This window comes from Rhizobacter sp. Root404, assembly GCF_001425865.1.
GTDB lineage: Bacteria > Pseudomonadota > Gammaproteobacteria > Burkholderiales > Burkholderiaceae_C > LMDS01.
Window position 1 is genome coordinate 134320 of sequence record NZ_LMDS01000007.1, and the last position, 23757, is coordinate 158076.

A 23757-nucleotide genomic window follows, 5' to 3' on the forward strand; every position below is an offset into this window, starting at 1 on the left:
ACGCGATTCAGGCGTCGGTGCTGCTGTCGCGCTCCGCCATTTCGGTCTCGATCTGGCGGAATAGGTCCGGCAGCGTCTTGCCCGGCTCGTCGCGGAAGGCCCTGTCGAGCACCTGCAGCCCGACGATGCGATCGACCCGGAAATTGCGAAAGCCGGCGCGCGCCTCGCACCAGCCGGCCAGCGTCCAGACCGCGCCCCAGTAGAAGCAGCCGAGCGGGCGCACGTCACGTTCGCTGCGCTGCGACTTCAGGTCCTCGTACGCCAGCCGCACCACACGGCGCCCTTCCGCGGCCAGGCGCAGCGTCTCGAGGTGACCGCGGGTCGAAGCGTCGGGCCCGGTGGGCGGGGCGTACACCGCCAGGCTTTCCGCCGCGGCCCGCGCCGCCGGCGGCAATACCGCGAGGATCTTCGACAGCGCCACCTCGGCATGCCGACCGAGCGCGACATCGAGCCGCGACTGCGCGACGCGCACCGAGGCCACCAGGGCCTGCGCTTCTTCGTTCGTGAACATCATCGGCGGCAGGTCGAACCCTGCGTGCATGCGGTAACCGACGCCGGCCTCCCCTTCGATCGGAACGCCCTGCGTCATCAGGTCGGCGACGTCGCGATAGACCGTGCGCTCCGACACCTCGAGCCGTTCGGCCAGGAACGCGGCCGTGCTCAGGCGCCGGCCGCGGATCAGCTGGACGATCTGGAACAGCCGCTCGGCCCTACGCATCGACGGGCACGTTCGCGCGCATCGCCGCCGCGATCACGTCCATGTCGTCGGCCGACACCTTCAGCAGCCCGAAGCGGAACGCGTAGCCCCAGTTCGTCTTGCCGTCGATGAAGGCGAGCGACTCCAACAACGGGCGGATCGGCGCTTCCTGCGCGTCGAACCAATCGACGTCACGGCGGAACGGCTGGAAGCCGCCGCCCATGTCGCCCTGGTACACGCGCTCGTCGCGCACCGTGCCGACCGCGGTGAAGGCCTGGCAGAAGTCCTTGCCGCCGAACACCCGCACCGGAGAGTAGTAGGCGACGCGGTCGCCGGCGTGCAGGCGCTTCAGCGGCGCGCCCTTGCCGTGTCCGACCTGCATGAAGCCGAGACGGCGCCCGATCTCGACATGCTCGGCACTGGCGACAGCGATCCAGTCGGCCATGGTGACTCCTCGTGGTTGAAAGGAGTGGATGCTGCGTTGCGGCTCCTGACAACGTCGTGTCAGGAGGCTGCTCAGGTGGCGACCGTCTGCCGCACCGCGCGCTCCCAGTTCGCCATCAGCTCGGCCGCGCGCTCGCGCGGCAGCGTCGGGTGGAACGTGCGCTCCACCTGCCACTGCGCGGCGAGTTCGTCGAGGTTGCGGTACAGGCCGCAGGACAGGCCCGCGAGATAGGCCGCCCCGAGCGCGGTGGTCTCGATCACCTGCGGCCGCACGACCGGGATGCCGAGCAGATCGGCCTGGAACTGCATCAGCAGGTCGTTGACGCACGCCCCGCCGTCGACGCGCAGTTCGGCGACCGGTGCACCGCCCGCGGCGACCGCGTCGCGGCTCATCGCGGCCAGCAGCGCGGCGCTCTGGAACGCGATGCTCTCGAGCGCCGCGCGCGCGATGTGCGCGACCGTGCTGCCGCGGGTCAGGCCGACGATCGCGCCGCGCGCGTCGGCGTTCCAGTACGGCGCGCCCAGGCCGGTGAAGGCCGGCACGAACATCACGCCGCCGGCGTCGGGCACGCTCTCGGCCAGGCTCTGCACTTCGCCGCTGCCCTGGATCGCGCGCAGCCCGTCGCGCAGCCATTGCACGACGGCCCCGCCGATGAAGACGCTGCCTTCGAGCGCGAACTCGGGCGTCGCCGTCGGCTGCGCGGCGCTCGTGGTGATCAGGCCGTTGGTCGAGGTCTGGAACTGCGCACCGGTGTGCATCAGCATGAAGCAGCCGGTGCCGTAGGTGTTCTTCGCCAGCCCGGCCTTGAAGCAGGCCTGCCCGAACAGCGCGCTCTGCTGGTCGCCGGCCACGCCACCGATCGGAATGCTCGCGCCCAGCCACTTCGCCTGGGTGTGGCCGAACACGTGGCTCGACGGGTGCACCGCCGGCAGCACCTCGCGCGGCACGTCGAGCAGCGCCAGCAGCTCGTCGTCCCAGGCGTTGTCGTGCACGTTCAGCAGCAGCGTGCGCGAGGCGTTGCTCACGTCGGTGGCGTGCACCTCACCGCCGGTGAGCTGCCACATCAGCCAGGAATCGACCGTGCCGAACGCGAGCTCGCCGCGCTGCGCGGCAGCGCGCGCACCGGGCACGTGGTCGAGCATCCATTGAAGCTTGGTGCCCGAGAAGTACGCGTCGACGATGAGGCCCGTCCTGGCGCGGAACGTCGGCTCGAGACCGCGCTCGCGCAGTGCCGCGCAGGTCGGCTCGGCGCGCCGGTCCTGCCAGACGATCGCGTTGTGGATCGGCGCGCCGGTGCGCCGGTCCCACAGCAGCGTGGTCTCGCGTTGGTTGGTGATGCCGATCGACGCGATCTGCGCGGCCTTCAAGCCCGCCTTCGCGAGCGCCTCTTGCGCGGTGGCGAGTTGCGTGGCCCAGATTTCCTTCGGATCGTGCTCGACCCAGCCCGGCTGCGGGTAGATCTGCCGGAACTCGCGTTGCGCCATCGCGACGATGCGGCCGCGCGCGTCGAACACGATGCTGCGCGAACTCGAGGTGCCCTGGTCGAGCGCCAGGATGAAGGTCTTGTCCGTCATGGAGCGTCCTCGGTGCAGGTCACGCAGTTCACGCCGGCCTGCGCCAGCAGCGCCGGAAACGGCGCGGGTGGCGCCGCGTCGGTGAACAGCATATCGACTTGGTCGAAGCGCGCCAGCTCGACCATCGCCGGCCGGTTGAATTTGCTGTGGTCGGCCGCGACCCAGACCTCGCGCGAATGCTCGAGGATCGCGCGCGCCACCTTCACCTCGCGGTAGTCGTAGTCGCGCAGGGTGCCGTCGGCCTCGATGCCCGAGATGCCGATCAGCGCGATGTCGACCTTGAACTGCTTGATGAAATCCACTGTGACCTCGCCGACGATGCCGCGGTCGCGGGAGCGCACGATGCCGCCGGCGACGATGACCTCGCAGTCCGGGTTGCCCGACAGGATCGCCGCAACGTTCAGGTTGTTCGTGATCACGCGCAGTCCCTTGTGATGCAGCAGCTCGCGCGCGATCGCCTCCGTGGTGGTGCCGATGTTGATGATCAGCGAGCAGCCCGCCGGCACCGCCGCGGCCACCGCGCGCGCGATGCACTGCTTGGCGCGCTCGTTCAGCAGCTGGCGCTGCAGGTATTCGATGTTCTCGGTGGTCGAACTCGGCACGCGCACGCCGCCGTGGAAGCGCGCGAGCAGCCCGTCGTCGGACAACAGCTTCACGTCCCGCCGCACGGTCTGCAGCGTCACCGCCAGGCGCTCGGCCAGCGCCTCCACCGACATCGAGCCGCGCGCGCGCACCTCGTCGAGCAACTGGGCCTGGCGGGGATTGGGCGTCATGGCCGCAGCGTAGCCAAGCCATTTTGTTACGTCATCGCGGTTTGCTCGCTTGCGCAAGGTGGTTTGATTTGCTAAAAATGGAACACAGAAAAACATAAACGAACTCAAACGAACCCCAATACCGCCTTTTGGCGGTTCGTTCGAAGACCACCGAGGAGACCCGTGACCATCGACCGCCCCTCCGGCGCGCCCCCAGGCTGGCCCGATCCTGCCCGTTCCAAGCTGCATGACGCGGTCGACGTGCTGGTGGTCGGCGGCGGCATCAACGGGGCCGGCATCGCCCGCGACCTGGCGGGTCGCGGGCAGCATGTGTTGCTGTGCGAGGCGGACGACCTGGCCCAGCACACCTCGTCGTCGTCGACCAAGATGATCCACGGCGGCATCCGCTACCTGGAGTACTACGAGTTCGCGCTGGTGCGCAAGGCGCTGGCCGAGCGCGAGGTGCTGCTGAAGAGCGCGCCGCACATCATCCGGCCGCTTCGGCTGGTGATGCCGCACGACCCGCTGGTCAACCCGCTGCGGCCGGTCTGGATGATCCGGCTCGGCCTGTTCCTGTACGACCACCTCGCCCGGCGCGAGGTGCTGCCGGCCTCGACGACGATCGACCTGCGCCGCGGCCCGATCGGCGAGCCGCTGAAGCCCAAGTTCAGCAAGGGCTTCGTCTATTCCGACGGCTGGGTCGACGACGCGCGTCTGGTCGTGCTCAACGCCGTCGATGCGGCCGCGCGCGGCGCCGAGGTGCTGACCCGCTGGCGTTGCACGGACGCCCAGCGCACCGCGGGCGGCTGGCGCGCGACGCTGCAGTCCAGCGACGGCCGCGAGCGCAGCATCAACGCGCGCGCGCTGGTCAACGCTGCCGGCCCGTGGGCGGCGCAGTTTCTGCGCGAGCATGCCCACGTCAGCGATTCGAAGTCGCTGCGGCTGGTCAAGGGCAGCCACATCGTCGTCAGGAAGCTGTTCGACCACGACCACGCCTACGTGCTGCAGAGCCCGGACCGGCGGATCATCTTCGTGATTCCGTACGAGCGCGACTTCACGTTGATCGGCACCACCGATGTCGAGCACCACGGCCCGGTCGGCACGGCGCGCATCGACGAGACCGAGACCGCCTACCTGTGCGAGCAGGCGAGCGGCTACCTCAAGCAGACCATCACGCCCGCCGACGTGGTCTGGAGCTACGCCGGCGTGCGCCCGCTGCTCGAGGACGAAGCCGCCGATGCGTCGGCCGTGACGCGCGACTACCAGCTCGAACTGGAGACCTCGGCCGCGCCGCTGCTGACCGTGTGGGGCGGCAAGATGACGACCTTCCGCAAGCTGGCCGAGGAGGCGGGCGACCTGCTCGCCGCGCCGCTCGGCACGACCCGCGGCGCCTGGACCCGCGGCGCGCTGCTGCCCGGCGGCGACCTGAGCGCCTGGATCGGTCCCGCCCAGCGACCGGACACCGACATCGCGCGCTTTGCGCACGCGCTCGCCACGCGCCACCCGGAGCTCTCGGTGGCGTTGGCGGACCGGCTTGCGCACGCCTACGGATCGCGCGTCGAGCTGCTGCTGCAGGGCGGCCTGGGCGCCGAAGTCGCACCCGATCTGTTCGAGGCCGAATTGAACTACCTGCATGCGCACGAATGGGCCCGCAGCGCCGACGACGTGCTATGGCGCCGCAGCAAGCTCGGCCTGCACCTGACCCCCGCGCAGCGCGGCGACGTGGCCGACTGGTGCGCCGCGCACTGGCCCGACGCGATCGCACCTGCGGCCCCGACCGCTTCCCGCCCGACCCCGGAGACCGCATGGAACTGAAGCTCGAACGCGTCGAGCAAAAGGTGGGCGCCAGCACCTGGCTGTACCCGCTCGACCTGACCCTCGTGCCGCGCGCGGTCACCGTGCTGCTCGGCGCGACCCAGGCCGGCAAGACCACGCTGATGCGCGTGATGGCCGGGCTCGACGCGCCGTCGAAGGGCCGCGTGCTCGCGGACGGCGTCGACGTGACCGGCCAGCCGGTGCGCCAGCGCAATGTCGCGATGGTCTATCAGCAGTTCATCAACTACCCGTCGCTGACGGTGGCGGACAACATCGCCTCGCCGCTGAAGCTGCGCAAGGAAGCGAACATCGACGCACGCGTCGCGGAGCTCGCCGCCAAGCTGCACATCGAGCCGTTCCTGCAGCGCCTGCCGGCCGAACTGTCCGGCGGCCAGCAGCAGCGTGTCGCGCTCGCCCGCGCGCTGGCCAAGAACGCACCGCTGATGCTGCTCGACGAGCCGCTCGTGAACCTGGACTACAAGTTGCGCGAGGAACTGCGCGACGAGTTGTCGCAGTTGTTCGCGACCGGCCAGTCGACCGTCGTCTACGCCACCACCGAGCCGACCGAGGCGCTGCTGCTCGGCGGCTACACCGCCGTGCTCGACGCCGGCGAGCTGCTGCAGTACGGGCCGACCGCCGAAGTCTTCCACCACCCGAAGTCGATCCGCGTGGCGCGCGCCTTCAGCGACCCGCCGATGAACCTGATCCAGGGAACCGCCAACGCCGACGGCGTCGCGTTGCCCGGCGGCGTGCAGCTCGCGCGTTCGCTGCCGGCCGGCGCGGCGGCGGCGCTGACCGTCGGCGTGCGCGCCGCCGCGTTGCGGGTGCACGGCCGCGACGGCGACATCGCGCTGCCGGGAAAGGTCGAGCTCGCCGAGATCTCGGGCAGCGACACCTTCGTGCACGTGGCCACGCCGGTCGGCGAACTCGTCGCGCAACTGACCGGCGTGCACCAGTTCGAACTCGGCGCGCAGGTCACGCTGTACCTGGCCCCGGCGCAGGCCTATGTGTTCGGCGCCGACGGCCACCTGCTCGTCGCACCCCAGGGGATCTGACGATGGCCCGCATCGACCTCGACCTCGCCCACGCCTACAAGGCGAACCCGCAGCGCGACGAAGACTACGCGCTGCTGCCGCTGAAGATGACCTTCGACGACGGCGGCGCCTACGCGCTGCTCGGCCCGTCGGGCTGCGGCAAGACGACGCTGCTGAACATCATCTCCGGCCTCGTCCGGCCGTCGCAGGGTGGCGTCAAATTCGACGGCGTCGAGGTCACCGGCCGCACGCCGCAGCAGCGCAACATCGCGCAGGTGTTCCAGTTCCCGGTCATCTACGACACGATGACGGTGGCCGAGAACCTCGCGTTCCCGCTGCGCAACCGGGGCGCGAGCGCCGACAAGATCAAGCAGCGGGTCGGCCGCATCGCCGAGATGCTGGAGATGAGCGGCCAGCTGAACATGCGCGCTGCCGGCCTCGCAGCCGACGCGAAGCAGAAGATCTCGCTCGGCCGCGGCCTGGTGCGCGAGGACGTGAGCGCGGTGCTGTTCGACGAGCCGCTGACCGTGATCGACCCGCACCTGAAGTGGCAGCTGCGGCGCAAGCTGAAGCAGATCCACCACGAGCTGAAGCTGACGCTGGTCTACGTGACCCACGACCAGGTCGAGGCGCTGACCTTCGCCGACCAGGTCGTCGTGATGACGCGCGGGCGTGCGGTGCAGGTCGGCAGCGCGTCGGAGCTGTTCGAGCGCCCGCAGCACACCTTCGTCGGCCACTTCATCGGGTCGCCGGGGATGAACTTCCTGCCCGCGACAGTGACGCCGGGCGCGCCGGCCGGCGCCACGCTGCTCGGCGTGCGGCCGGAGTACGTGACGCTCGCCGCGCCGCAGGCCGAGGGTGCGGTGCCTGCGACCATCACGCAGGCGCAGGACATCGGCACCTACTGGCTGCTGACCGCGAAGCTGGCGGACGGCAGCGTCGTGCGGGCCCGCCTCACCGGCGCGCAGGCCGTGCCGACCGTCGGCGACGCGGTGTGGCTGGGCGTCAGGGGCCAGCACACCTGCTACTACAAGGACGAGGTACTGCTCTCATGAAACCCGTCAACCAGAAAGCCTGGTTCTTGATCCTGCCGGTGGTGCTGTGCGTCGCTTTCTCGGCGATCCTGCCGCTGATGACGGTCGTCAACTACTCGGTGCAGGACATCATCTCGCCCGAGCGTCGCGTGTTCGTCGGCACCGAGTGGTTCAAGTCGGTGATGCGCGACGACGAACTGCTCGAGGCGCTGCTGCGCCAGATCGGCTTCTCGCTGTCGGTGCTGCTGGTCGAGATTCCGCTCGGCATCGCGCTCGCGCTGGCGATGCCGGCCAAGGGCTGGAAGTCGTCGGCCGTGCTGGTGCTGGTCGCGATCTCGCTGCTGATCCCGTGGAACGTGGTGGGCACCATCTGGCAGATCTACGGCCGTGCCGACATCGGCCTGATGGGCGCCACGCTCGCCAGGCTCGGCATCGACTACAGCTACACCGGCAACGCGACCCATGCGTGGCTCACGGTGCTGCTGATGGACGTGTGGCACTGGACGCCGCTGGTCGCGCTGCTGTGCTTCGCGGGGCTGCGCGCCATACCCGACGCCTACTACCAGGCCGCGAGCATCGACGGCGCCTCCAAGTTCGCGGTGTTCCGCTTCATCCAGCTGCCCAAGCTGCGCGGCGTGCTGATGATCGCGGTGCTGCTGCGCTTCATGGACAGCTTCATGATCTACACCGAGCCGTTCGTGCTGACCGGCGGCGGCCCGGGCAATGCGACCACGTTCCTGAGCCAGTACCTGACGCAGAAGGCGGTCGGCCAGTTCGACCTCGGCCCGGCCGCCGCGTTCTCGCTGATCTACTTCCTGATCATCCTGCTGCTGTGCTTCGTCCTCTACAACTGGATGCAGCGCGTGGGCACCGCCGACAAGGAGCAGGGCCATGAATGACACGAGGTTCAAGAAGCGCACGCTGTTCCTGTTCGCGTACCTGGTGTTCGCGGTGCTGCCGGTTTACTGGATGATCAACATGTCGTTCAAGACGAACGACGAGATCCTCAGCGTCTTCTCGATCTGGCCGCGCGCGTTCACCTGGGACAACTACAAGGTCATCTTCACCGACGCCTCGTGGTATTCGGGCTACATCAACTCGATCATCTACGTCGCGATCAACACGGTGATCTCGCTGACCGTCGCCCTGCCCGCGGCCTACGCGTTCTCGCGCTACTCGTTCATCGGCGACAAGCACGTGTTCTTCTGGCTGCTGACCAACCGGATGACGCCGCCGGCCGTGTTCCTGCTGCCGTTCTTCCAGCTCTACACCACGCTCGGGATGATGGACACGCACATCGCGGTGGCGCTGGCGCACCTGCTGTTCAACGTGCCGCTGGCGGTGTGGATTCTCGAAGGCTTCATGAGCGGCATCCCGCGCGAGATCGACGAGACCGCCTACATCGACGGCTACTCGTTCCCGCGCTTCTTCCTGACGATCTTCATCCCGCTGATCAAGGCCGGCGTCGGCGTGGCGGCATTCTTCTGCTTCATGTTCAGCTGGGTCGAGCTGCTGATGGCGCGCACGCTGACCAGCGTCAACGCCAAGCCGATCGTCGCGGTGATGACGCGCACGGTCAGCGCCTCGGGCATGGACTGGGGCGTGCTGGCCGCGGCCGGCGTGCTGACGATCGTGCCGGGCGCGATCGTGATCTGGTTTGTTCGCCACTACATCGCAAAAGGCTTTGCGATGGGTCGCGTCTGAGGAGGCACCGAGATGTTCGAGTGGATGGCCTGGACCACACCCGTTGCGGTGTTCTTCTGCAGCATCGTGCTGATGCTGATCGGCATGACGGTGTGGGAGCTCAAGTCGCCGACGGTCGAGCGCAAGGGCTGGCTGCCGATCACGACGACCCGCGGCGACCGCCTGTTCATCGGGCTGCTCACCGCCGCGTGGGTCAACCTCGCGTTCGTCGCGGTCAGCGAAAAGATGATCGTCTGGCTCGGGCTCGAGAGCGAGCCGTCGATCTGGATCAGCTTCGGCATCTCGATGGTGCTGCTCGCGCTGATCATGCGCAAGGGATAGGCCTTGTTTTCAAAGGCACTCGGTCATCACTTCCCGGCCGATGTGTCACCTCAACCAACGGGAAGCGACCTTCAGGAGACCTAGACATGAAACTGCGCTTGAATGCTGTGGCCCTGGCCGCCGCCGCTCTGGCCATCGGCCAGAGCGCGTGGGCCGACGAAGCGGCTGCGAAGAAGTGGATCGACGCCGAGTTCCAACCGTCGACCCTGTCCAAGGACCAGCAGATGGCCGAGATGAAGTGGTTCATCGACGCCGCCAAGAAGCTGCAGGCCAAGGGCGTGAAGGAGATCTCGGTCGTCTCCGAGACGATCACCACCCACGAGTACGAATCGAAGACGCTGGCCAAGGCCTTCGAGGAGATCACCGGCATCAAGGTCAAGCACGACCTGATCCAGGAAGGTGATGTGGTCGAGAAGCTGCAGACCTCGATGCAATCCGGCAAGTCGATCTACGACGGCTGGATCAGCGACTCCGACCTGATCGGCACGCACTACCGCTACGGCAAGATCATGTCGCTGACCGACTACATGGCCGGCACCGGCAAGGAGTGGACGAACCCCGGCCTCGATCTGAAGGACTTCATCGGCACCAGCTTCACGACCGCACCGGACAAGAAGCTCTACCAGCTGCCCGACCAGCAGTTCGCGAACCTGTACTGGTTCCGCGCCGACCTGTTCGCGCGCCCCGACCTGAAGGAGAAGTTCAAGGCCAAGTACGGCTACGACCTGGGCGTGCCGCTGAACTGGAGCGCCTACGAGGACATCGCCGCGTTCTTCAGCGAGGACGTGAAGACGATCGACGGCAAGCCGGTCTACGGCCACATGGACTACGGCAAGAAAGACCCGTCGCTGGGCTGGCGCTTCACCGACGCGTGGCTGTCGATGGCCGGCACCGCCGACGTGGGCATCCCGAACGGCATGCCGGTCGACGAATGGGGCATCCGCGTCGGTGCCGACAAGTGCACGCCGGTCGGCGCGTCGGTCTCGCGCGGTGGCGCCACCAACTCGCCGGCCGCCGTCTACGCGCTGACCAAGTACGTCGACTGGATGAAGAAGTACGCCCCGAAGGAAGCCACCGGCATGACCTTCGGCGAGGCCGGCCCGGTGCCCGCGCAAGGCCAGATCGCGCAACAGATCTTCTGGTACACCGCGTTCACCGCCGACATGATCAAGGCCGGCCTGCCGGTCGTGAATGCCGACGGCACGCCGAAGTGGCGCATGGCGCCCGGCCCGAACGGCCCGTACTGGAAGCAGGGCATGCAGAACGGCTATCAGGACGTCGGCTCGTGGACCTTCTTCAAGGACCACGACGCCAACAAGACTGCCGCCGCCTGGCTCTACGCGCAGTTCGTGACCGCCAAGACCACCTCGCTGAAGAAGACCATCGTCGGCCTGACGCCGATCCGCGAGAGCGACATCCAGAGCAAGGCGATGACCGACATGGCGCCCAAACTCGGCGGGCTGGTCGAGTTCTACCGCAGCCCGGCGCGCGTGGCCTGGACGCCGACCGGCACCAACGTGCCCGACTACCCGAAGCTCGCGCAGCTGTGGTGGAAGAACGTGGCGGTGGCGGTGACCGGCGAGAAGACGCCGCAGGCCGCGATGGACAACCTGGCCGAGGAGATGGACCAGGTGATGGCACGCCTCGAACGCGCCGGCATGGCCCACTGCGCGCCGAAGCTGAACCCGAAGGGCGACCCGGCCAAGTACCTGTCGGACAAGGGCGCGCCGTGGAAGAAGCTGGCGAACGAGAAGCCCAAGGGCGAGACGATCGCCTACGACACGCTGCTGAACGCGTGGAAGGCCGGCAAGGTGCGCTGATCGCTCGGTGATGATCGGGGCCGCGACCCGCGGCCCCGAGAACGGAAACGCCCTCGACGCGATTCGCGCCGAGGGCGTTTTTCTTCGGTTGCCGCTCGCGCGTCAGGCCGAGGCCTTGACCCGCTTGCGCGCCGTCGTCGGCGGCGACGCCGGCCACGAGCGCATCGCCATCTCGACGCTGCCCAGCAAGCTCTCGCGGCTCGCGCCGTCCTTGGCCTGCATGGACATGCCCTGGTAGACGGTCGCGTAGAAGCTCGCGAGTGCGCCAGCATCGGTGTTCGCCGGCAGTTCCCCTTCGTCGATGCCGCGCTGGATCCGCGCCTGCATTGCTGCGACGCCGAGCGCCCTGCGCTTCACCAGCGCCTTCTGGATGTGCTCGGCGGCGACCGAGCAATTGGTCGTGGCCATCACCATCATGCAGCCGAGCGGGTGGCAGTCCTGCGTGAGTTCGGCGGCCGCCTCTTCCAGCAGCCGCTGGACCGCGCGGCGCGCGGTCGGCTCCTCGTCGAGCGCGCGCTGGCCGAAGCCGCCGGGGCCGTTGCCGTAGCGCTCGATCGCCTCCATGAACAGGTGCGCCTTGTCGCCGAACGCGGTGTACAGGCTGGGCGGCGTGATGCCCATCGCGGCGGTCAGGTCACTGATCGACGCCGCCTCGTAGCCGTGTTCCCAGAACACGTGCATCGCCTTGTCGAGCGCGGTGTCGCGATCGAACGACAGCGGTCGGCCGCGCGGTTTGGCGGGGGCTGCCGCGTAGCCCGCCGTTGTCTCTGGAGTCTTTTTCATAACGATCGCTAAGAAATAGCTTGACGCGCCCTTGTGCGATGGCTACATTGTGCCACATGCCGTAGCGTTCACTACGAAATATTCGACCCCGGCCCCAGGCCTCCAGTTCCCCACGACCAGCACCGCCGAAACGCGTTTCGGCGAGTCGGGGCGAAGCCTTGCCGGGTCTCGGACGAACGTGGGACCGCCCATCGGAAAAGCAATCGGAACATCGAGGGAAATCATCATGTCGAACGACAAGCACACCACCCCGCCGACCCGCCGCAGCCTCTGGGTCGCCGGGACCGCGCTGACGGCGCTCACCGCCATCGCCACCGCCGTCTTCAGCCTGCGCACGACGAGCGCCGAGGCCTCGCCGGCAACGGCGGCGCCGGTCATCGCGGTCTCGGTCGCCACCGTCGTGAAGAGCGACGTCGCGACCTGGGACGAGTTCTCAGGCCGGCTCGAGGCGGTCGAGCGGGTCGACATCCGCTCGCGCGTCGCCGGCACCGTGCAGGCGGTGCACTTTCGCGAAGGCGCGCTGGTCCGCAAGGGCGACCTGTTGCTGACGATCGACCCGGCCCCGTACGCCGCGGAGGTCGAGCGCGCCGAGGCGCAGGTCGCGGCCGCGCAGGCCCGGCAGTCGTACACCAAGAGCGAGTACGAGCGAGCGCAGCGCCTGCTCGACGAGCGCGCGATCGCCCAGCGCGAGGCCGACGAGCGCATCAACGCGCAACGCGAGGCCGACGCCAACCTGCGCGCCGCGCAGGCCGCGTTGCAGAGCGCGCGCCTGAGCCTGGGCTACACGCAGGTGCGCGCGCCGGTCGCGGGCCGGGTGGGCCGACTGGAGATCACGGTCGGCAACCTGGTCGCCGCCGGGCCCGGTGCGCCGGTGCTGACGACGCTGGTGTCGGTCAGCCCGATCTACGCCAGCTTCGACGCCGACGAGCAGATCGTCGCCCGCGCATTGAAGGACTTGCCGCCGGGCTCCAGCGCCCGCGCGCAGCTCGAGAAGATCCCGGTGCAGATGGGCACCGCGGGCACTGCCGACACCCCGTACAGCGGCCAGCTGCAGCTCGTCGACAACCAGGTCGACGCGAAGAGCGGCACGGTGCGGGTGCGCGCGGTGTTCGACAACGCCGACGGCCGCCTGATGCCGGGCCAGTTCGCGAAGCTGCGGATGGGCCAGGTCAAGCGCACCGAAGCACTGCTGGTCAACGAGCGCGCGGTCGGCACCGACCAGAACAAGAAGTACGTGATGGTGGTGGGCAACGACAACAAGGCGGCGTACCGCGAAGTCACGCTCGGCTCGCACGTCGACGGCCTGCGCATCGTGACCTCCGGCCTGCAGCCGCAGGAGCGGGTGATCGTCAACGGGCTGCAGCGGGTGCGGCCGGGAGCGCTGGTCGCGCCGCAGGCGGTCGAGATGCAGACCCGGGCCGACGCGCCGCGCGAAGCCGCTCCGCGTTCATAAGAACAAGGCTCGCCATGAACCTCTCCAAATTCTTCATCGACCGGCCGATCTTCGCCGGCGTGCTGTCGCTGCTGATCTTCCTCGGCGGCCTGATCGCCGTGCGCGGGTTGCCGATCTCCGAGTACCCCGATGTCGTGCCGCCCTCGATCGTCGTGCGCGCAACCTACCCGGGCGCGAACCCGAAGGTGATCGCCGAGACCGTCGCCACGCCCATCGAGGAGCAGATCAACGGCGTCGAGGGCATGCTCTACATGAGCAGCCAGGCGACGACCGACGGCCTGATGACGCTGACCGTCACCTTCAAGCTCGGCACCGACCCCGACAAGGCGCAGCAGCTGGTGCAGAACCGCGTCGCCCGCGCCGAGGCGCGTCTGCCCGAGGAAGTACGGCGCCTGGGCATCACCACCGTCAAGAGCAGCGTCGACCTGACGATGGTCGTGCACCTGCTGTCGCCGAACGGCCGCTACGACATGACCTACCTGCGCAACTACGCGGTGCTCAACGTCAAGGACCGCCTCGCGCGCGTGCCCGGAGTCGGCGACGTGCAGCTGTTCGGGTCGGGCGACTACTCGATGCGCGTGTGGCTCGACCCGCAGAAGGTCGCGAACCGCGGCCTGTCGGCGAGCGACGTGGTCACCGCCATCCGGCAGCAGAACATCCAGGCCGCGGCCGGCGTGATCGGCGCGTCGCCGGGGCTGCAGGGGATCGACGTGCAGCTCTCGGTCAACGCACAGGGCCGGCTGAGCAACGAGGAGGAGTTCGGCGAGATCATCGTCAAGACCGGCACCGACGGCGCGGTGACGCGGCTGCGCGACATCGCCCGCATCGAGCTCGGCGCGGCCGACTACTCGCTGCGCTCGTCGCTCGACAACAAGGACGCCGTCGCGGTGCCGATCTTCGCGGCGCCGGGCAGCAACGCCATCGCGATCAGCAACGGCGTGCGCGCGACCATGGAAGACGTCAAGAAGGCAATGCCCGAAGGCGTGACCTACGAGATCGTCTACGACCCGACCCAGTTCGTGCGCGCCTCGATCGAATCGGTGGTGCACACGCTGCTCGAAGCGATCGCGCTGGTCGTGCTGGTGGTGATCCTGTTCCTGCAGACCTGGCGCGCCTCGATCATCCCGCTGCTGGCGGTGCCCGTCGCGGTCGTCGGCACGTTCGCGGTGATGAGCGTGTTCGGCTTCTCGATCAATGCGCTGAGCCTGTTCGGGCTGGTGCTGGCGATCGGCATCGTCGTCGACGACGCGATCGTCGTGGTCGAGAACGTCGAGCGCAACATCGAGGGCGGCCTGACGCCGCGCGAGGCGACCTACCGCGCGATGCGCGAGGTCTCGGGCCCGATCATCGCGATCGCGCTGGTGCTGATCGCGGTGTTCGTGCCGCTCGCGTTCATCAGCGGGCTGACCGGCCAGTTCTACCGCCAGTTCGCGCTGACGATCGCGATCTCCACCGTGATCTCCGCGATCAACTCGCTGACACTGTCGCCCGCCCTGGCCGCGCTGCTGCTGAAGAGCCACGACGCGCCGAAGGACGCGCTGACCCGCGGCATGGACCGCGTGCTGGGCCGCTTCTTCCGCGCCTTCAACCGCGTGTTCCAGCGCGGCTCCAACGCGTACAGTGGCGGCGTGAAGACCGCGATCTCGCGCAAGGCGCTCACGCTGGCGGTCTACGCGGTGCTCGCGGTTGCGACGGTCGGCGTGTTCAAGCTCGTGCCGCACGGCTTCGTGCCGGCGCAGGACAAGCAGTACCTGATCGGCTTCGCGCAGCTGCCCGACGGTGCCACGCTCGACCGCACCGAGGAGGTGATCCGCCGCATGAACGGCATCGTCACCAAGCAGGCCGGTGTCGAGCACGCCATCGCGTTCCCGGGGCTGTCGATCAACGGCTTCACGAACAGCTCGAACTCGGGCATCGTGTTCGTCTCGCTGAAGGACTTCGACCAGCGCAAGACCAAGGACCTGTCCGCCGGTGCGATCGCGCAGAGCCTGAACGGCCAGTTCGGCCAGATCCAGGACGCGTTCATCGCGATCTTCCCGCCGCCGCCGGTGCAGGGCCTGGGCACGACCGGCGGCTTCAAGCTGCAGCTCGAAGACCGCGCCTCGCTCGGCTTCGACGCACTCGACGCCGCGCAGAAGGCCTTCATGGCCAAGGCCTACCAGACGCCCGAGCTGGCCGGCATGTTCTCGAGCTGGCAGGTCAACGTGCCGCAGCTCTACGCCGACATCGACCGCACCAAGGCACGCCAGCTCGGCGTGCCGGTGACCGACATCTTCGACACGATGCAGATCTACCTCGGCAGCCTGTACGCGAACGACTTCAACAAGTTCGGCCGCACGTACTCGGTGCGGGTGCAGGCCGATGCGGCCTACCGCGCGCGGGCCGAGGACATCGGCGCGCTGAAGGTGCGCTCGACGACCGGCGAGATGGTGCCGCTGTCGGCGCTGATGAAGGTCACGCCGACCTTCGGGCCGGAGCGCGCGATGCGCTACAACGGGTTCCTGACCGCCGACATCAACGGCGGCCCCGCGCCGGGCTTCTCGTCGGGCGAGGCGCAGGACGCGATCAAGCGCATCGCCGCCGAGACGCTGCCCGCCGGCATCGCGTACGAATGGACCGACCTGACCTACCAGGAGATCCTCGCCGGCAACTCGGCGTCGTTCGTGTTCGCGGTCGCGATCCTGCTGGTGTTCCTGGTGCTCGCCGCGCAGTACGAGAGCCTGACGCTGCCGCTCGCCATCCTGCTGATCGTGCCGATGGGCCTGCTCGCCGCGATGACCGGCGTGTGGCTGACCGACGGCGACAACAACGTGTTCACGCAGATCGGCCTGATGGTGCTGGTGGGGTTGAGTGCGAAGAACGCGATCCTGATCGTCGAGTTCGCCCGCGAGCTGGAGTTCGCCGGGCGCACGCCGATGCAGGCCGCGATCGAGGCGAGTCGCCTGCGCCTGCGGCCGATCCTGATGACCTCGATGGCGTTCGTGATGGGCGTGCTGCCGCTGGTGCTCGCGAGCGGCGCCGGCGCCGAGATGCGCCAGGCGATGGGCATCGCGGTGTTCGCCGGGATGATCGGCGTCACCGCGTTCGGCATCTTCCTGACGCCGGTGTTCTACGTGCTGGTGCGCCGGCTGACCGGCAACCGGCCGCTGAAGCTGCATGGCGACGTGCCGCATTTGGACGCCGCGCACGCGATCGGTGGCCATGTGGGTGGCGGCGGCGGCGCGAGCCACCCGCTGACACCGCAACCGGCCGCGCCGCTGCGCCTGCCGGAATGAAACTGGAAGGACACGACATGAACAAGACCCTGTTCTCGACCCGCTGGACGCTCGCGCCGCTGCTGGCCGCGCTGATCCTCGCCGGCTGCGCCTCGGCGCCGGTCGTTGAGCCGATCGCGCCGCCCGCCGCACCGACCGCGTTCAAGGAACTCGACGGCCGCTGGGCCGCGATCCCGCCCGCCGAGGCGCAGCCGCGCGGCGAGTGGTGGAAGGCCTTCGCCGATCCGCGGCTCGACGAGCTGGTCGCGCGCGCCGAGCGCAGCAACACCAGCCTGCAACTCGCCGCGGCGCGCCTCGCACAGGCCCGCGCGCTGGTGCGCGCCGCCGACGCCGACCGCCTGCCGCAGATCGGCCTCGGCGCCGGCGTGAACCGCGGCAGCGCGAGCCCGGCCTTCGGCACGACGGCGCCGGCCACCACGATCAACGCCGGCGCCAGCATCTCGTACGAGGCCGACCTGTTCGGCCGCCTCGCGAAGGCGAGCCGGGCAGCGACGCTCGACGCGCAGGCGCGCGAGGCGCTGGTGCAGAGCACGCGGCTGCTGGTGCAGTCCGATGTCGCGCAGGCGTACTTCGGCCTGCGCGCGCTCGACGCCGAACGCGCGCTGGTGCGGCAGACCGTCGTCGCCTACCGCGACACGCTGCGTCTGACCGAGCGGCGCTTCGCCGCCGGCGATGTCGCCGAACTCGACCTCGCCCGCGTGCAGACCGAGGTCGCCGCGACCGAGTCGCAGGCGCTCGCGCTCGACCGGCGCCGCGCCGAACTGGAGCACGCGCTCGCGGTGCTGGTCGGCGATGTGCCGAGCGCACTGAATGTCGCCGAGGCGGACTGGACCGGCGCGTTGCCGCAGGTGCCGCCCGGCGTGCCGAGCACCGTGCTCGCCCGCCGCCCCGACGTGGCCGCGGCGCAGCGCGCGATGCAGGCGGCGCAGACCCGCGTCGGCGTCGCGCAGGCTGCGTGGTTCCCGGACGTGTCGCTGACCGCTTCCGGTGGCTTCGCGTCGACCGACATCGGCGACCTGTTCAAGTGGTCGGCGCGCGCCTGGGGCGTCGGCGCGCTGCTGTCGCTGCCGATCTTCGACGGCGGCCGCCGCGAGGCCGGCGTGCAGAACGCGAGCGCGCAATGGGATGCGGTGGCCGCGGGCTACCGCGAGCAGGTGCTGGTCGCGTTCCGCGAAGTCGAGGACCAGCTGTCGGCGCTGCGGCTGCTGGCCGACCAGGCCGCGGCGCAGGCGCAGGCCGTGGACGCTGCGAGCCGCGCGACGGTGCTGTCGACCTCGCGCTACCGCAACGGCTACGTCAGCCAGCTCGAACTGCTGGACGCGCGCCGCAGCGAGCTCGCGAACCGGCGCCAGGCGCTGCAGGTGCGCGCCGCGCAGTACCAGTCCACGATCGGGCTGATCCGCGCGCTCGGCGGCGGCTGGGACGCGACCGGGGCGCGCAAGGGCTGAGCGACACTGGCGGCATGACCGCCGCACCGTTGTTCTCGGGAATCCTGTTCGCCCTCGCGGCCGGGCTGATGTGGGGCCTGGTGTTCGTCGGCCCGCTGCTGCTGCCCGAGTACCCGGCCACGCTGCAGTCGTTCGGCCGCTACCTCGCGTTCGGCCTGATCGCGCTGCCGCTGGCCTGGTTCGACCGCGGCAGGCTGAAGCAGCTGGTGCGTGCCGACTGGATCGAGGCGTTGAAGCTCGCGCTGGTGGGCAACATCGTCTACTACCTGTTCCTCGCGAGCGCGATCCAGCGAGCCGGCGGGCCGCTGCCGACGATGATCATCGGCACGCTGCCGGTCGTGATCGCCATCACCTCGAAGCTGCGCACCGCGCGCGTGGGCACCCGCGCCGAGGCGCCGCTGGCGTGGGGGCGGCTGCTGCCGTCGCTGCTGCTGATCGGCGCCGGCATCGCGCTGGTCAACCGCGTCGAGCTCGAGCACCTGCGCGCCGACCCGAACGCCGATCTCGCGCGCTATGCGATCGGCGGCCTGCTCGCGATCGGCGCGGTCGCGTGCTGGACCTGGTACCCGATCCGCAATGCCGAATGGCTGCGCGCCCACCCCGACCGCAGCCCGCGCGGCTGGGCCACCGCGCAGGGGTTGATGACGCTGCCGCTGGCACTCGTCGGCTACGCGCTCACCTGGCTGTGCCACCTGGCGAGCGGCGATCCGTTCCCGCTGCCGTTCGGCCCGCGCGCCGCGGATTTCGTGCTGCTGATGTTCGCGATCGGGCTGTTCTCGTCGTGGCTCGGCACGCTGTGCTGGAACGAGGCCAGCCAGCGCCTGCCGCCGACGCTGTCCGGCCAGCTGATCGTGTTCGAGACGCTGGCCGCGCTCAGCTACGCGTTCGTGTTGCGAAAGAGCTGGCCACAGGCGGGCACGCTCGTCGGCGTGGCGCTGCTGATCGCCGGTGTGATCTGGGCGGTGCGCACGCAACCGGCGCAGGCGACAGTGGACGCGCACCCCAACTGAGGCGGCGGCTTGTCGCGCTGCGGTCAGAGGCATCGATTTTGTCGACGGACCGGGGTGCGCAGGACGCGCCAATCGCGTCGGCTCACGCCCCGGCCATGGCGACATGCCGCGATCGGATGGCGAGGGCGCACGAGCGGCCCTGGTCGTGGGGAACACCGGCCTGGGTAGGTGGAATGAGAGACCTCGAGCATGCGGGTGTGTTCACGGCGATCCTGGCCGTCGGTGGTGTCGGCGTGCTGCTGTTCCCATTTCTCAGTTCGCTCGGATGCCTGTGGCGAACGCGCCATCCAGGTTCCTCTCTTGCCGTCCCGGAGCGGCCCCACCGTTGCACCCGACCCTGCGCACCTGGAGCGCTCGACCTGCTCGGGACGTGCCGTGAACCACTCGGTCGATGTGAACGACCGGTCCGGCATGCGCGCGGACGGCTCGTCGCAAACGCCTGTCGCGAAGCGGTCGACCCGCCGAAAGTGACGCCATCGATGACATCCCGTCGTCGAGCCACCCCAGGAGATTCACGATGAACGACGACCAGCAACCCACCCGCTGCACCTGCGCGAACTGCACGGGAGCGTCCTGCCGCTGCGGCTGCCAGACCCGCGCCACGCAGGTCGCGGCCCCGCCCGCCACCCCGGCCGCTTGCGCTTGCGGCTCGTCGTGCCCCTTCGGCGCGGCTTGCACCTGCCCGAAGGCCTGACCGACAGGCGCGGCCATGGACAGCTTTGCGCTTGCCTTCCTCGGCGGCATCGTCGGCGCCGTCCTGATGGACATCGCCGAGGCCGCGATGGCCCGGGTCGGCATCGGGAGCGGCGTCCAGGTCGCCCTGGTCGGCCGCTGGGTTCTGGGTCTCACGCGGGGACGCCTGGCCCACGCCGACATCCGCGCATCGCCCGCGCTGCCGCACGAGGCCGGTGTGGGATGGGCGTTCCACTTCCTCGTCGGCGGCGGCGGCGTGGCGCTCGTCTACCCCGGCGCCCGGCTGGTCATGGGGCTGCCTGCATCCGATGACCCGGTCCTGGGCGGTCTGATGTTCGGTCTGGTCACGTCGCTGTTGCCCTGGCTGGTGCTGCTGCCCGCCTTCGGCTGGGGCTGGTTCGGCCGGCGCGGCCCGCGCGGCGCCCATGCGCTGCTGGCCAGCCCGCTCTCCCACATCCCGTACGGCCTCGGCCTCGGCGTCGTCATGGCAATCGGCACCGGATACCCATAGGCCGCGCTTGGCGGTGGATCACCCTGGCCCTAGAGTCGGATCAGCACCGCCCGTCGCAACACCGTTGCCCGCCATGCCTCCGTCAAGCCTCCCCCTCGCCCGCGCCTGGCCCGACCGGCTCAAGGTCGCGCTGTCCGTGATCGGCGCTGCCGTCGCGTTCTGGGCCCTGGCCTCGACGCTGCTGTACGTCCTCGTGCCCGGGCTCGAAACCTACCCGCGGCTGCTGGTGTTCCATGAATGCGTCGGCCTGACCATGATGGCGTGCGTGTTCGTGCTGCTGCGAACCCGCCGGTTCGACCGTTTCAGGCCCGCGCTGCGCTGGGTGCTGATCGGGTTGATCGCCATTCCGGTCGGCTACTTCGTGGGACACCAGTTCGCGTTTCTCGCGCTGGGCGAACCGATGCGCATGGTGGGCCACCAGCAGATCAGCCTGATCCCGATTCTCTTCACCGTGCTGGCGGGCGGCATCGCCCTGAACTTTTTTGCGACGAGGGAGACCCTCGCGAAGGAAGCGACGGCACGCTCCGAAGCACAGCGGCTCGCGGTCGAAGCCCAGCTGCGGCTGCTGCGCGCCCAGCTCGATCCGCACATGCTTTTCAATTCGCTGGCCAATGTGCGTTCACTGGTGCGCGAGGACGTGGACCGCGCCGAGACAATGATCGACCAGCTCATCGTCTATCTGCGCAGCGCGCTGGTCGCGTCGCAAACCGAATCGGTGGCACTCAGCCGGGAATTCGCGCAATTGCGCGCCTACCTGGACATCATGGCCGTGCGCATGGGGCCGCGCCTGAGCTATCGGCTCGAGCTGCCCACCGCCCTGGAGCGCAGCACGGTGCCCCCGATGCTGCTGCAGCCGCTGGTGGAAAACGCCATCAAACATGGCCTGGAACCCAAGGTGGGCCACGGCAGCATCGAGATCGTGGCGCGCGCGCTGCCCGCGGGCATCGAGATCCGCGTGAGTGACAGCGGCCTGGGGCTGCCGCCCGACGCGCAGGACGACCTTTCGGCGCCCTCCACCCCGTCGGCCCCTGCCGGCTATGGGCTGCAGCATGTGCGGGATCGCCTGCGCGTGCTCTACGGCCCTGCGGCCCGCCTCGACCTCGAACGCCGAGACCCCAGCGGCATCAGCGCCGTCGTATTCATCCCGACCTGATGTGCCGCCTGCCGAGGACACCTGCATGACTCCGAGCCAAATGCCGACTGCCGTGATCGCCGAGGACGAGCCGGTTCTCGCCCGCACACTCGCGCGCCTGCTGGACCAGGCGTGGCCCGAACTGCGCATCGTCGGCGTCGCAGCCGACGGCCTCGGGGCCACCGAGCTCGCCCTGGCGTCGCTGCCCGACGTGATGTTCCTCGACATCAAGATGCCTGGCCGCACCGGCATCGAGGTGGCCGAGGTCGTGGCCGACGAGTGGCCCGACGACCGCGCCGAACCCTTGTTCGTGTTCATCACCGCCTACGACAACTTCGCCGTCCCGGCGTTCGAACGCGCCGCCGTCGACTACCTGCTCAAGCCTGCGACGCCCGACCGTCTGCAGCAGAGCGTGGATCGGCTGAAGGCGCGACTGGCGCAGCGGGCGGCGTCACCCCAGGCGGGCGACATGGCGGCGCTGATGCGGCGCGTGCAAGCCATCGCCGGGCCCGAGAGCGAATCGGGCGAGCGCATCAAGGTCATACGCGCGGGCGTGGGCAACACCGTGCGAATGATTCCGCTGGCCGACGTGGTCTGCTTCGAGGCCACCGAAAAGTATGTGAACGTCGTGACCCCGACCGGCGAGGCGCTGGTGCGCATGAGCCTGCGCGAACTGATGGCCCGCATCGACTCGACCGACTTCATCCAGGTGCATCGCAGCGTGATGGTCAATTCGAGCGCGATCGTCAGCGCCACGCGCGACGAGAACGGACATTACAGCCTGAGCCTGCGCGGGCTGCAGCGGCCGCTGAAGGTCAGCCGCGCCTTCGGGCACCTGTTCCGGCCGATGTAGGCGGTGTCAGCGCAGGTACGGCGCGTCCGGCAACTCGTTCGGATTGGTCTCGCCGGGCGCGAGCGGGTAGTGCTTCGCGAGCAAGGCGTCGACCGCGTCGATCGCCTGGTTCAGCCCGACCTCGAACTCGCCGGCCTTGAACGCGGCACTCATCGTCGCGGTGATGCGCGTCCACTCGGCGGCGTCGACGTGACGCGCGACGCCACGGTCGGCGACGAGCTCGATCGCATGCTCGGCCAGCAGCAGGTAGATCAGCACGCCGTTGTTGTGCTCGGTGTCCCAGACGCGCAGCTTGCCGAACATCATCACGGCGCGCTCGCGGGTCGGCGCGTCGCGCTTGAGGTAGCTGATCGGCAGGCCGGCCTCGATGCAGACGCGAATCTCGCCGCTGTGGCGCCGCTCGCTCGCGGCCACGCGTTGCTCGATGCGCTGCATCGCGCCGTCGCCGAGCAGGCGCTTGGCATCGCGCGCGTCGAGCCGCTGGTGCCTGAAAGTGCGCAGCCAGTCCATCACCAGCTCCCCGAGGCGCCGCCGCCGCCGAAATCGCCACCGCCGCCCGAGCTGAAGCCGCCGCCCCCGCCGCCCGATCCGCCGCCGAAGCCGCCACCACCACCGCCACCCCAGATGATCGGCCCGCTGCCGCCGCGCCGCCCGCCCAGTCCGCCGAGCGCCGCCACGATCAGCGCAATCACTCCGGCGCCGCCGGCGATCAGCACGCTCGCCGTGATCCACCACGCGATGCCGCCCGCCAGCGCACCGGTCGCGACCGATCCGAGCCCGCGGCCCAGCATCGCGCGCAGCACCGCCCCGCCGACGATCACGCCGAAGAACAGGAAGATCGCGAGGTCCTGCAGGTCGAAGCCGTTGTTGCGATTGGCCTGGCCGCCCTGGCGCGTCGGCGCGGGCAGCGCCTCGCCGGCGATCGCCTTGTCGAGCCGGTCGATCGCGGCGTTCAGGCCGCCGGCGTAGTCGTTCTTCTGGAACGCCGGCTTGATCTGCTCGTTGATGATGCGGCCGGCGAGCACGTCGGGGATCGGGCCTTCGAGCGTCTTCGCGACCTCGATGTTGATGCGCCGATCGTTCTTCGCGACGACGATCACCAGCCCGTCGCCGACGTCGCGCCGCCCCACCTTCCAGGTGTCGGCGACGCGCTGCCCGTAGGCGGCGATGTCCTCGGGCGCCGTCGTCGGCACGATCAGGACCACGACCTGCGCACCGCGCTGGGTCTCGATCAGCGCGAGCTTCTGGATCAGCGCGGTGGTCTGCGCCTCGGTCAGCGTGCCGGTCTGGTCGATCACGCGGGCGCTGAGCGGCGGCACCGGCAGTACGTCCTGCGCGTGCGCCGCGGTGGCGAACCACAGCAGCGCGCCCAGCAGCGCGGCGAGCAGGCGTCGCAGCATCTC

21 protein-coding genes are annotated in these 23757 nt (G+C 69.4%); 14 read left to right on the top strand and 7 right to left on the bottom strand.

Translation table 11 applies throughout. The annotated features are described in order from the left end of the window. Window positions 1-7 precede the first annotated feature (7 nt). The 4 genes from ASC76_RS22915 to ASC76_RS22930 form a co-directional block, all read right to left on the bottom strand. Window positions 8-718, bottom strand: a complete 711-nt coding sequence (locus ASC76_RS22915; RefSeq protein ID WP_056472483.1) for a YafY family protein — start codon at window positions 716-718, stop codon at window positions 8-10. Then, entirely contained in the window at window positions 711-1142 is a 432-nt protein-coding gene (locus tag ASC76_RS22920) for an EVE domain-containing protein (protein ID WP_056472486.1), read from the bottom strand. The genes ASC76_RS22915 and ASC76_RS22920 overlap by 8 nt, the downstream gene beginning before the upstream one ends. Before the next feature lie 71 nt (window positions 1143-1213). After that, window positions 1214-2716: a glycerol kinase GlpK gene (glpK, locus tag ASC76_RS22925; RefSeq protein ID WP_056472489.1), complete on the bottom strand. Its 1503-nt coding sequence runs from the start codon at window positions 2714-2716 to the stop codon at window positions 1214-1216. After that, a complete protein-coding gene (locus ASC76_RS22930; RefSeq protein WP_056472492.1) occupies window positions 2713-3489 on the bottom strand; it encodes a DeoR/GlpR family DNA-binding transcription regulator in 777 nt (258 codons plus the stop codon). The genes glpK and ASC76_RS22930 overlap by 4 nt, the downstream gene beginning before the upstream one ends. Window positions 3490-3651: 162 nt before the next feature. Here ASC76_RS22930 and glpD point away from each other — a divergent pair, with 162 nt between their 5' ends. The 7 genes from glpD to ASC76_RS22965 all read left to right on the top strand — a co-directional run bounded on the left by glpD (window position 3652) and on the right by ASC76_RS22965 (window position 11196). Then, window positions 3652-5283, top strand: coding sequence for a glycerol-3-phosphate dehydrogenase (gene glpD / locus ASC76_RS22935; protein ID WP_082549409.1), 1632 nt, complete (start codon window positions 3652-3654; stop codon window positions 5281-5283). Continuing rightward, window positions 5274-6338 carry an ABC transporter ATP-binding protein gene (locus ASC76_RS22940; protein WP_056472497.1) on the top strand — a complete coding sequence of 355 codons (1065 nt, stop codon included), beginning with the start codon at window positions 5274-5276 and terminating at the stop codon, window positions 6336-6338. The genes glpD and ASC76_RS22940 overlap by 10 nt, the downstream gene beginning before the upstream one ends. A 2-nt stretch (window positions 6339-6340) precedes the next feature. Then, window positions 6341-7372 carry an ABC transporter ATP-binding protein gene (locus ASC76_RS22945; protein ID WP_056472499.1) on the top strand — a complete coding sequence of 344 codons (1032 nt, stop codon included), beginning with the start codon at window positions 6341-6343 and terminating at the stop codon, window positions 7370-7372. After that, window positions 7369-8250, top strand: a complete 882-nt coding sequence (locus ASC76_RS22950) for a carbohydrate ABC transporter permease (RefSeq protein WP_056472501.1) — start codon at window positions 7369-7371, stop codon at window positions 8248-8250. The genes ASC76_RS22945 and ASC76_RS22950 overlap by 4 nt, the downstream gene beginning before the upstream one ends. After that, window positions 8243-9055, top strand: coding sequence for a carbohydrate ABC transporter permease (locus tag ASC76_RS22955; protein ID WP_056472505.1), 813 nt, complete (start codon window positions 8243-8245; stop codon window positions 9053-9055). Before ASC76_RS22950 ends, ASC76_RS22955 begins: the two co-directional genes overlap by 8 nt. A 12-nt stretch (window positions 9056-9067) precedes the next feature. After that, complete coding sequence (locus ASC76_RS22960) at window positions 9068-9376, top strand: DUF2160 domain-containing protein (protein ID WP_056472508.1); 309 nt, start codon at window positions 9068-9070, stop codon at window positions 9374-9376. A gap of 86 nt (window positions 9377-9462) precedes the next feature. Next, entirely contained in the window at window positions 9463-11196 is a 1734-nt protein-coding gene (locus ASC76_RS22965; RefSeq protein WP_056472511.1) for an ABC transporter substrate-binding protein, read from the top strand. Between the two features lie 102 nt (window positions 11197-11298). Here the strand turns inward: ASC76_RS22965 and ASC76_RS22970 are convergent, their stop codons facing one another. Further along, the gene (locus ASC76_RS22970; RefSeq protein ID WP_056472513.1) at window positions 11299-11979 is read right to left on the bottom strand and encodes a TetR/AcrR family transcriptional regulator; all 681 of its coding nucleotides are present in this window, start codon (window positions 11977-11979) and stop codon (window positions 11299-11301) included. Between the two features lie 226 nt (window positions 11980-12205). Here ASC76_RS22970 and ASC76_RS22975 point away from each other — a divergent pair, with 226 nt between their 5' ends. The 7 genes from ASC76_RS22975 to ASC76_RS23005 all read left to right on the top strand — a co-directional run bounded on the left by ASC76_RS22975 (window position 12206) and on the right by ASC76_RS23005 (window position 22354). Then, complete coding sequence (locus tag ASC76_RS22975; RefSeq protein ID WP_082549410.1) at window positions 12206-13432, top strand: efflux RND transporter periplasmic adaptor subunit; 1227 nt, start codon at window positions 12206-12208, stop codon at window positions 13430-13432. Between the two features lie 14 nt (window positions 13433-13446). Then, window positions 13447-16707 (top strand): efflux RND transporter permease subunit, encoded by a 3261-nt coding sequence (locus ASC76_RS22980; protein WP_056472516.1) that lies wholly within the window; start codon window positions 13447-13449, stop codon window positions 16705-16707. Between the two features lie 17 nt (window positions 16708-16724). Beyond that, the gene (locus ASC76_RS22985; RefSeq protein ID WP_056472517.1) at window positions 16725-18155 is read left to right on the top strand and encodes an efflux transporter outer membrane subunit; all 1431 of its coding nucleotides are present in this window, start codon (window positions 16725-16727) and stop codon (window positions 18153-18155) included. A 29-nt stretch (window positions 18156-18184) separates the two neighbouring features. Next, entirely contained in the window at window positions 18185-19165 is a 981-nt protein-coding gene (locus ASC76_RS22990; protein WP_056472736.1) for a DMT family transporter, read from the top strand. 709 nt (window positions 19166-19874) lie between these two features. Beyond that, window positions 19875-20369 carry a DUF2938 family protein gene (locus tag ASC76_RS22995; RefSeq protein WP_056472521.1) on the top strand — a complete coding sequence of 165 codons (495 nt, stop codon included), beginning with the start codon at window positions 19875-19877 and terminating at the stop codon, window positions 20367-20369. 73 nt (window positions 20370-20442) lie between these two features. Further along, the gene (locus ASC76_RS23000) at window positions 20443-21522 is read left to right on the top strand and encodes a sensor histidine kinase (protein ID WP_056472522.1); all 1080 of its coding nucleotides are present in this window, start codon (window positions 20443-20445) and stop codon (window positions 21520-21522) included. Window positions 21523-21547: 25 nt separating this feature from the next. Further along, window positions 21548-22354, top strand: coding sequence for a LytTR family DNA-binding domain-containing protein (locus tag ASC76_RS23005; protein ID WP_056472739.1), 807 nt, complete (start codon window positions 21548-21550; stop codon window positions 22352-22354). A gap of 6 nt (window positions 22355-22360) precedes the next feature. Here the strand turns inward: ASC76_RS23005 and ASC76_RS23010 are convergent, their stop codons facing one another. Then, the gene (locus ASC76_RS23010; protein ID WP_056472525.1) at window positions 22361-22864 is read right to left on the bottom strand and encodes a TPM domain-containing protein; all 504 of its coding nucleotides are present in this window, start codon (window positions 22862-22864) and stop codon (window positions 22361-22363) included. After that, on the bottom strand, window positions 22864-23754 hold the full coding sequence (locus tag ASC76_RS23015) for a YgcG family protein (protein WP_082549412.1): 891 nt from the start codon (window positions 23752-23754) through the stop codon (window positions 22864-22866). The genes ASC76_RS23010 and ASC76_RS23015 overlap by 1 nt, the downstream gene beginning before the upstream one ends. Window positions 23755-23757: the final 3 nt, after the last annotated feature.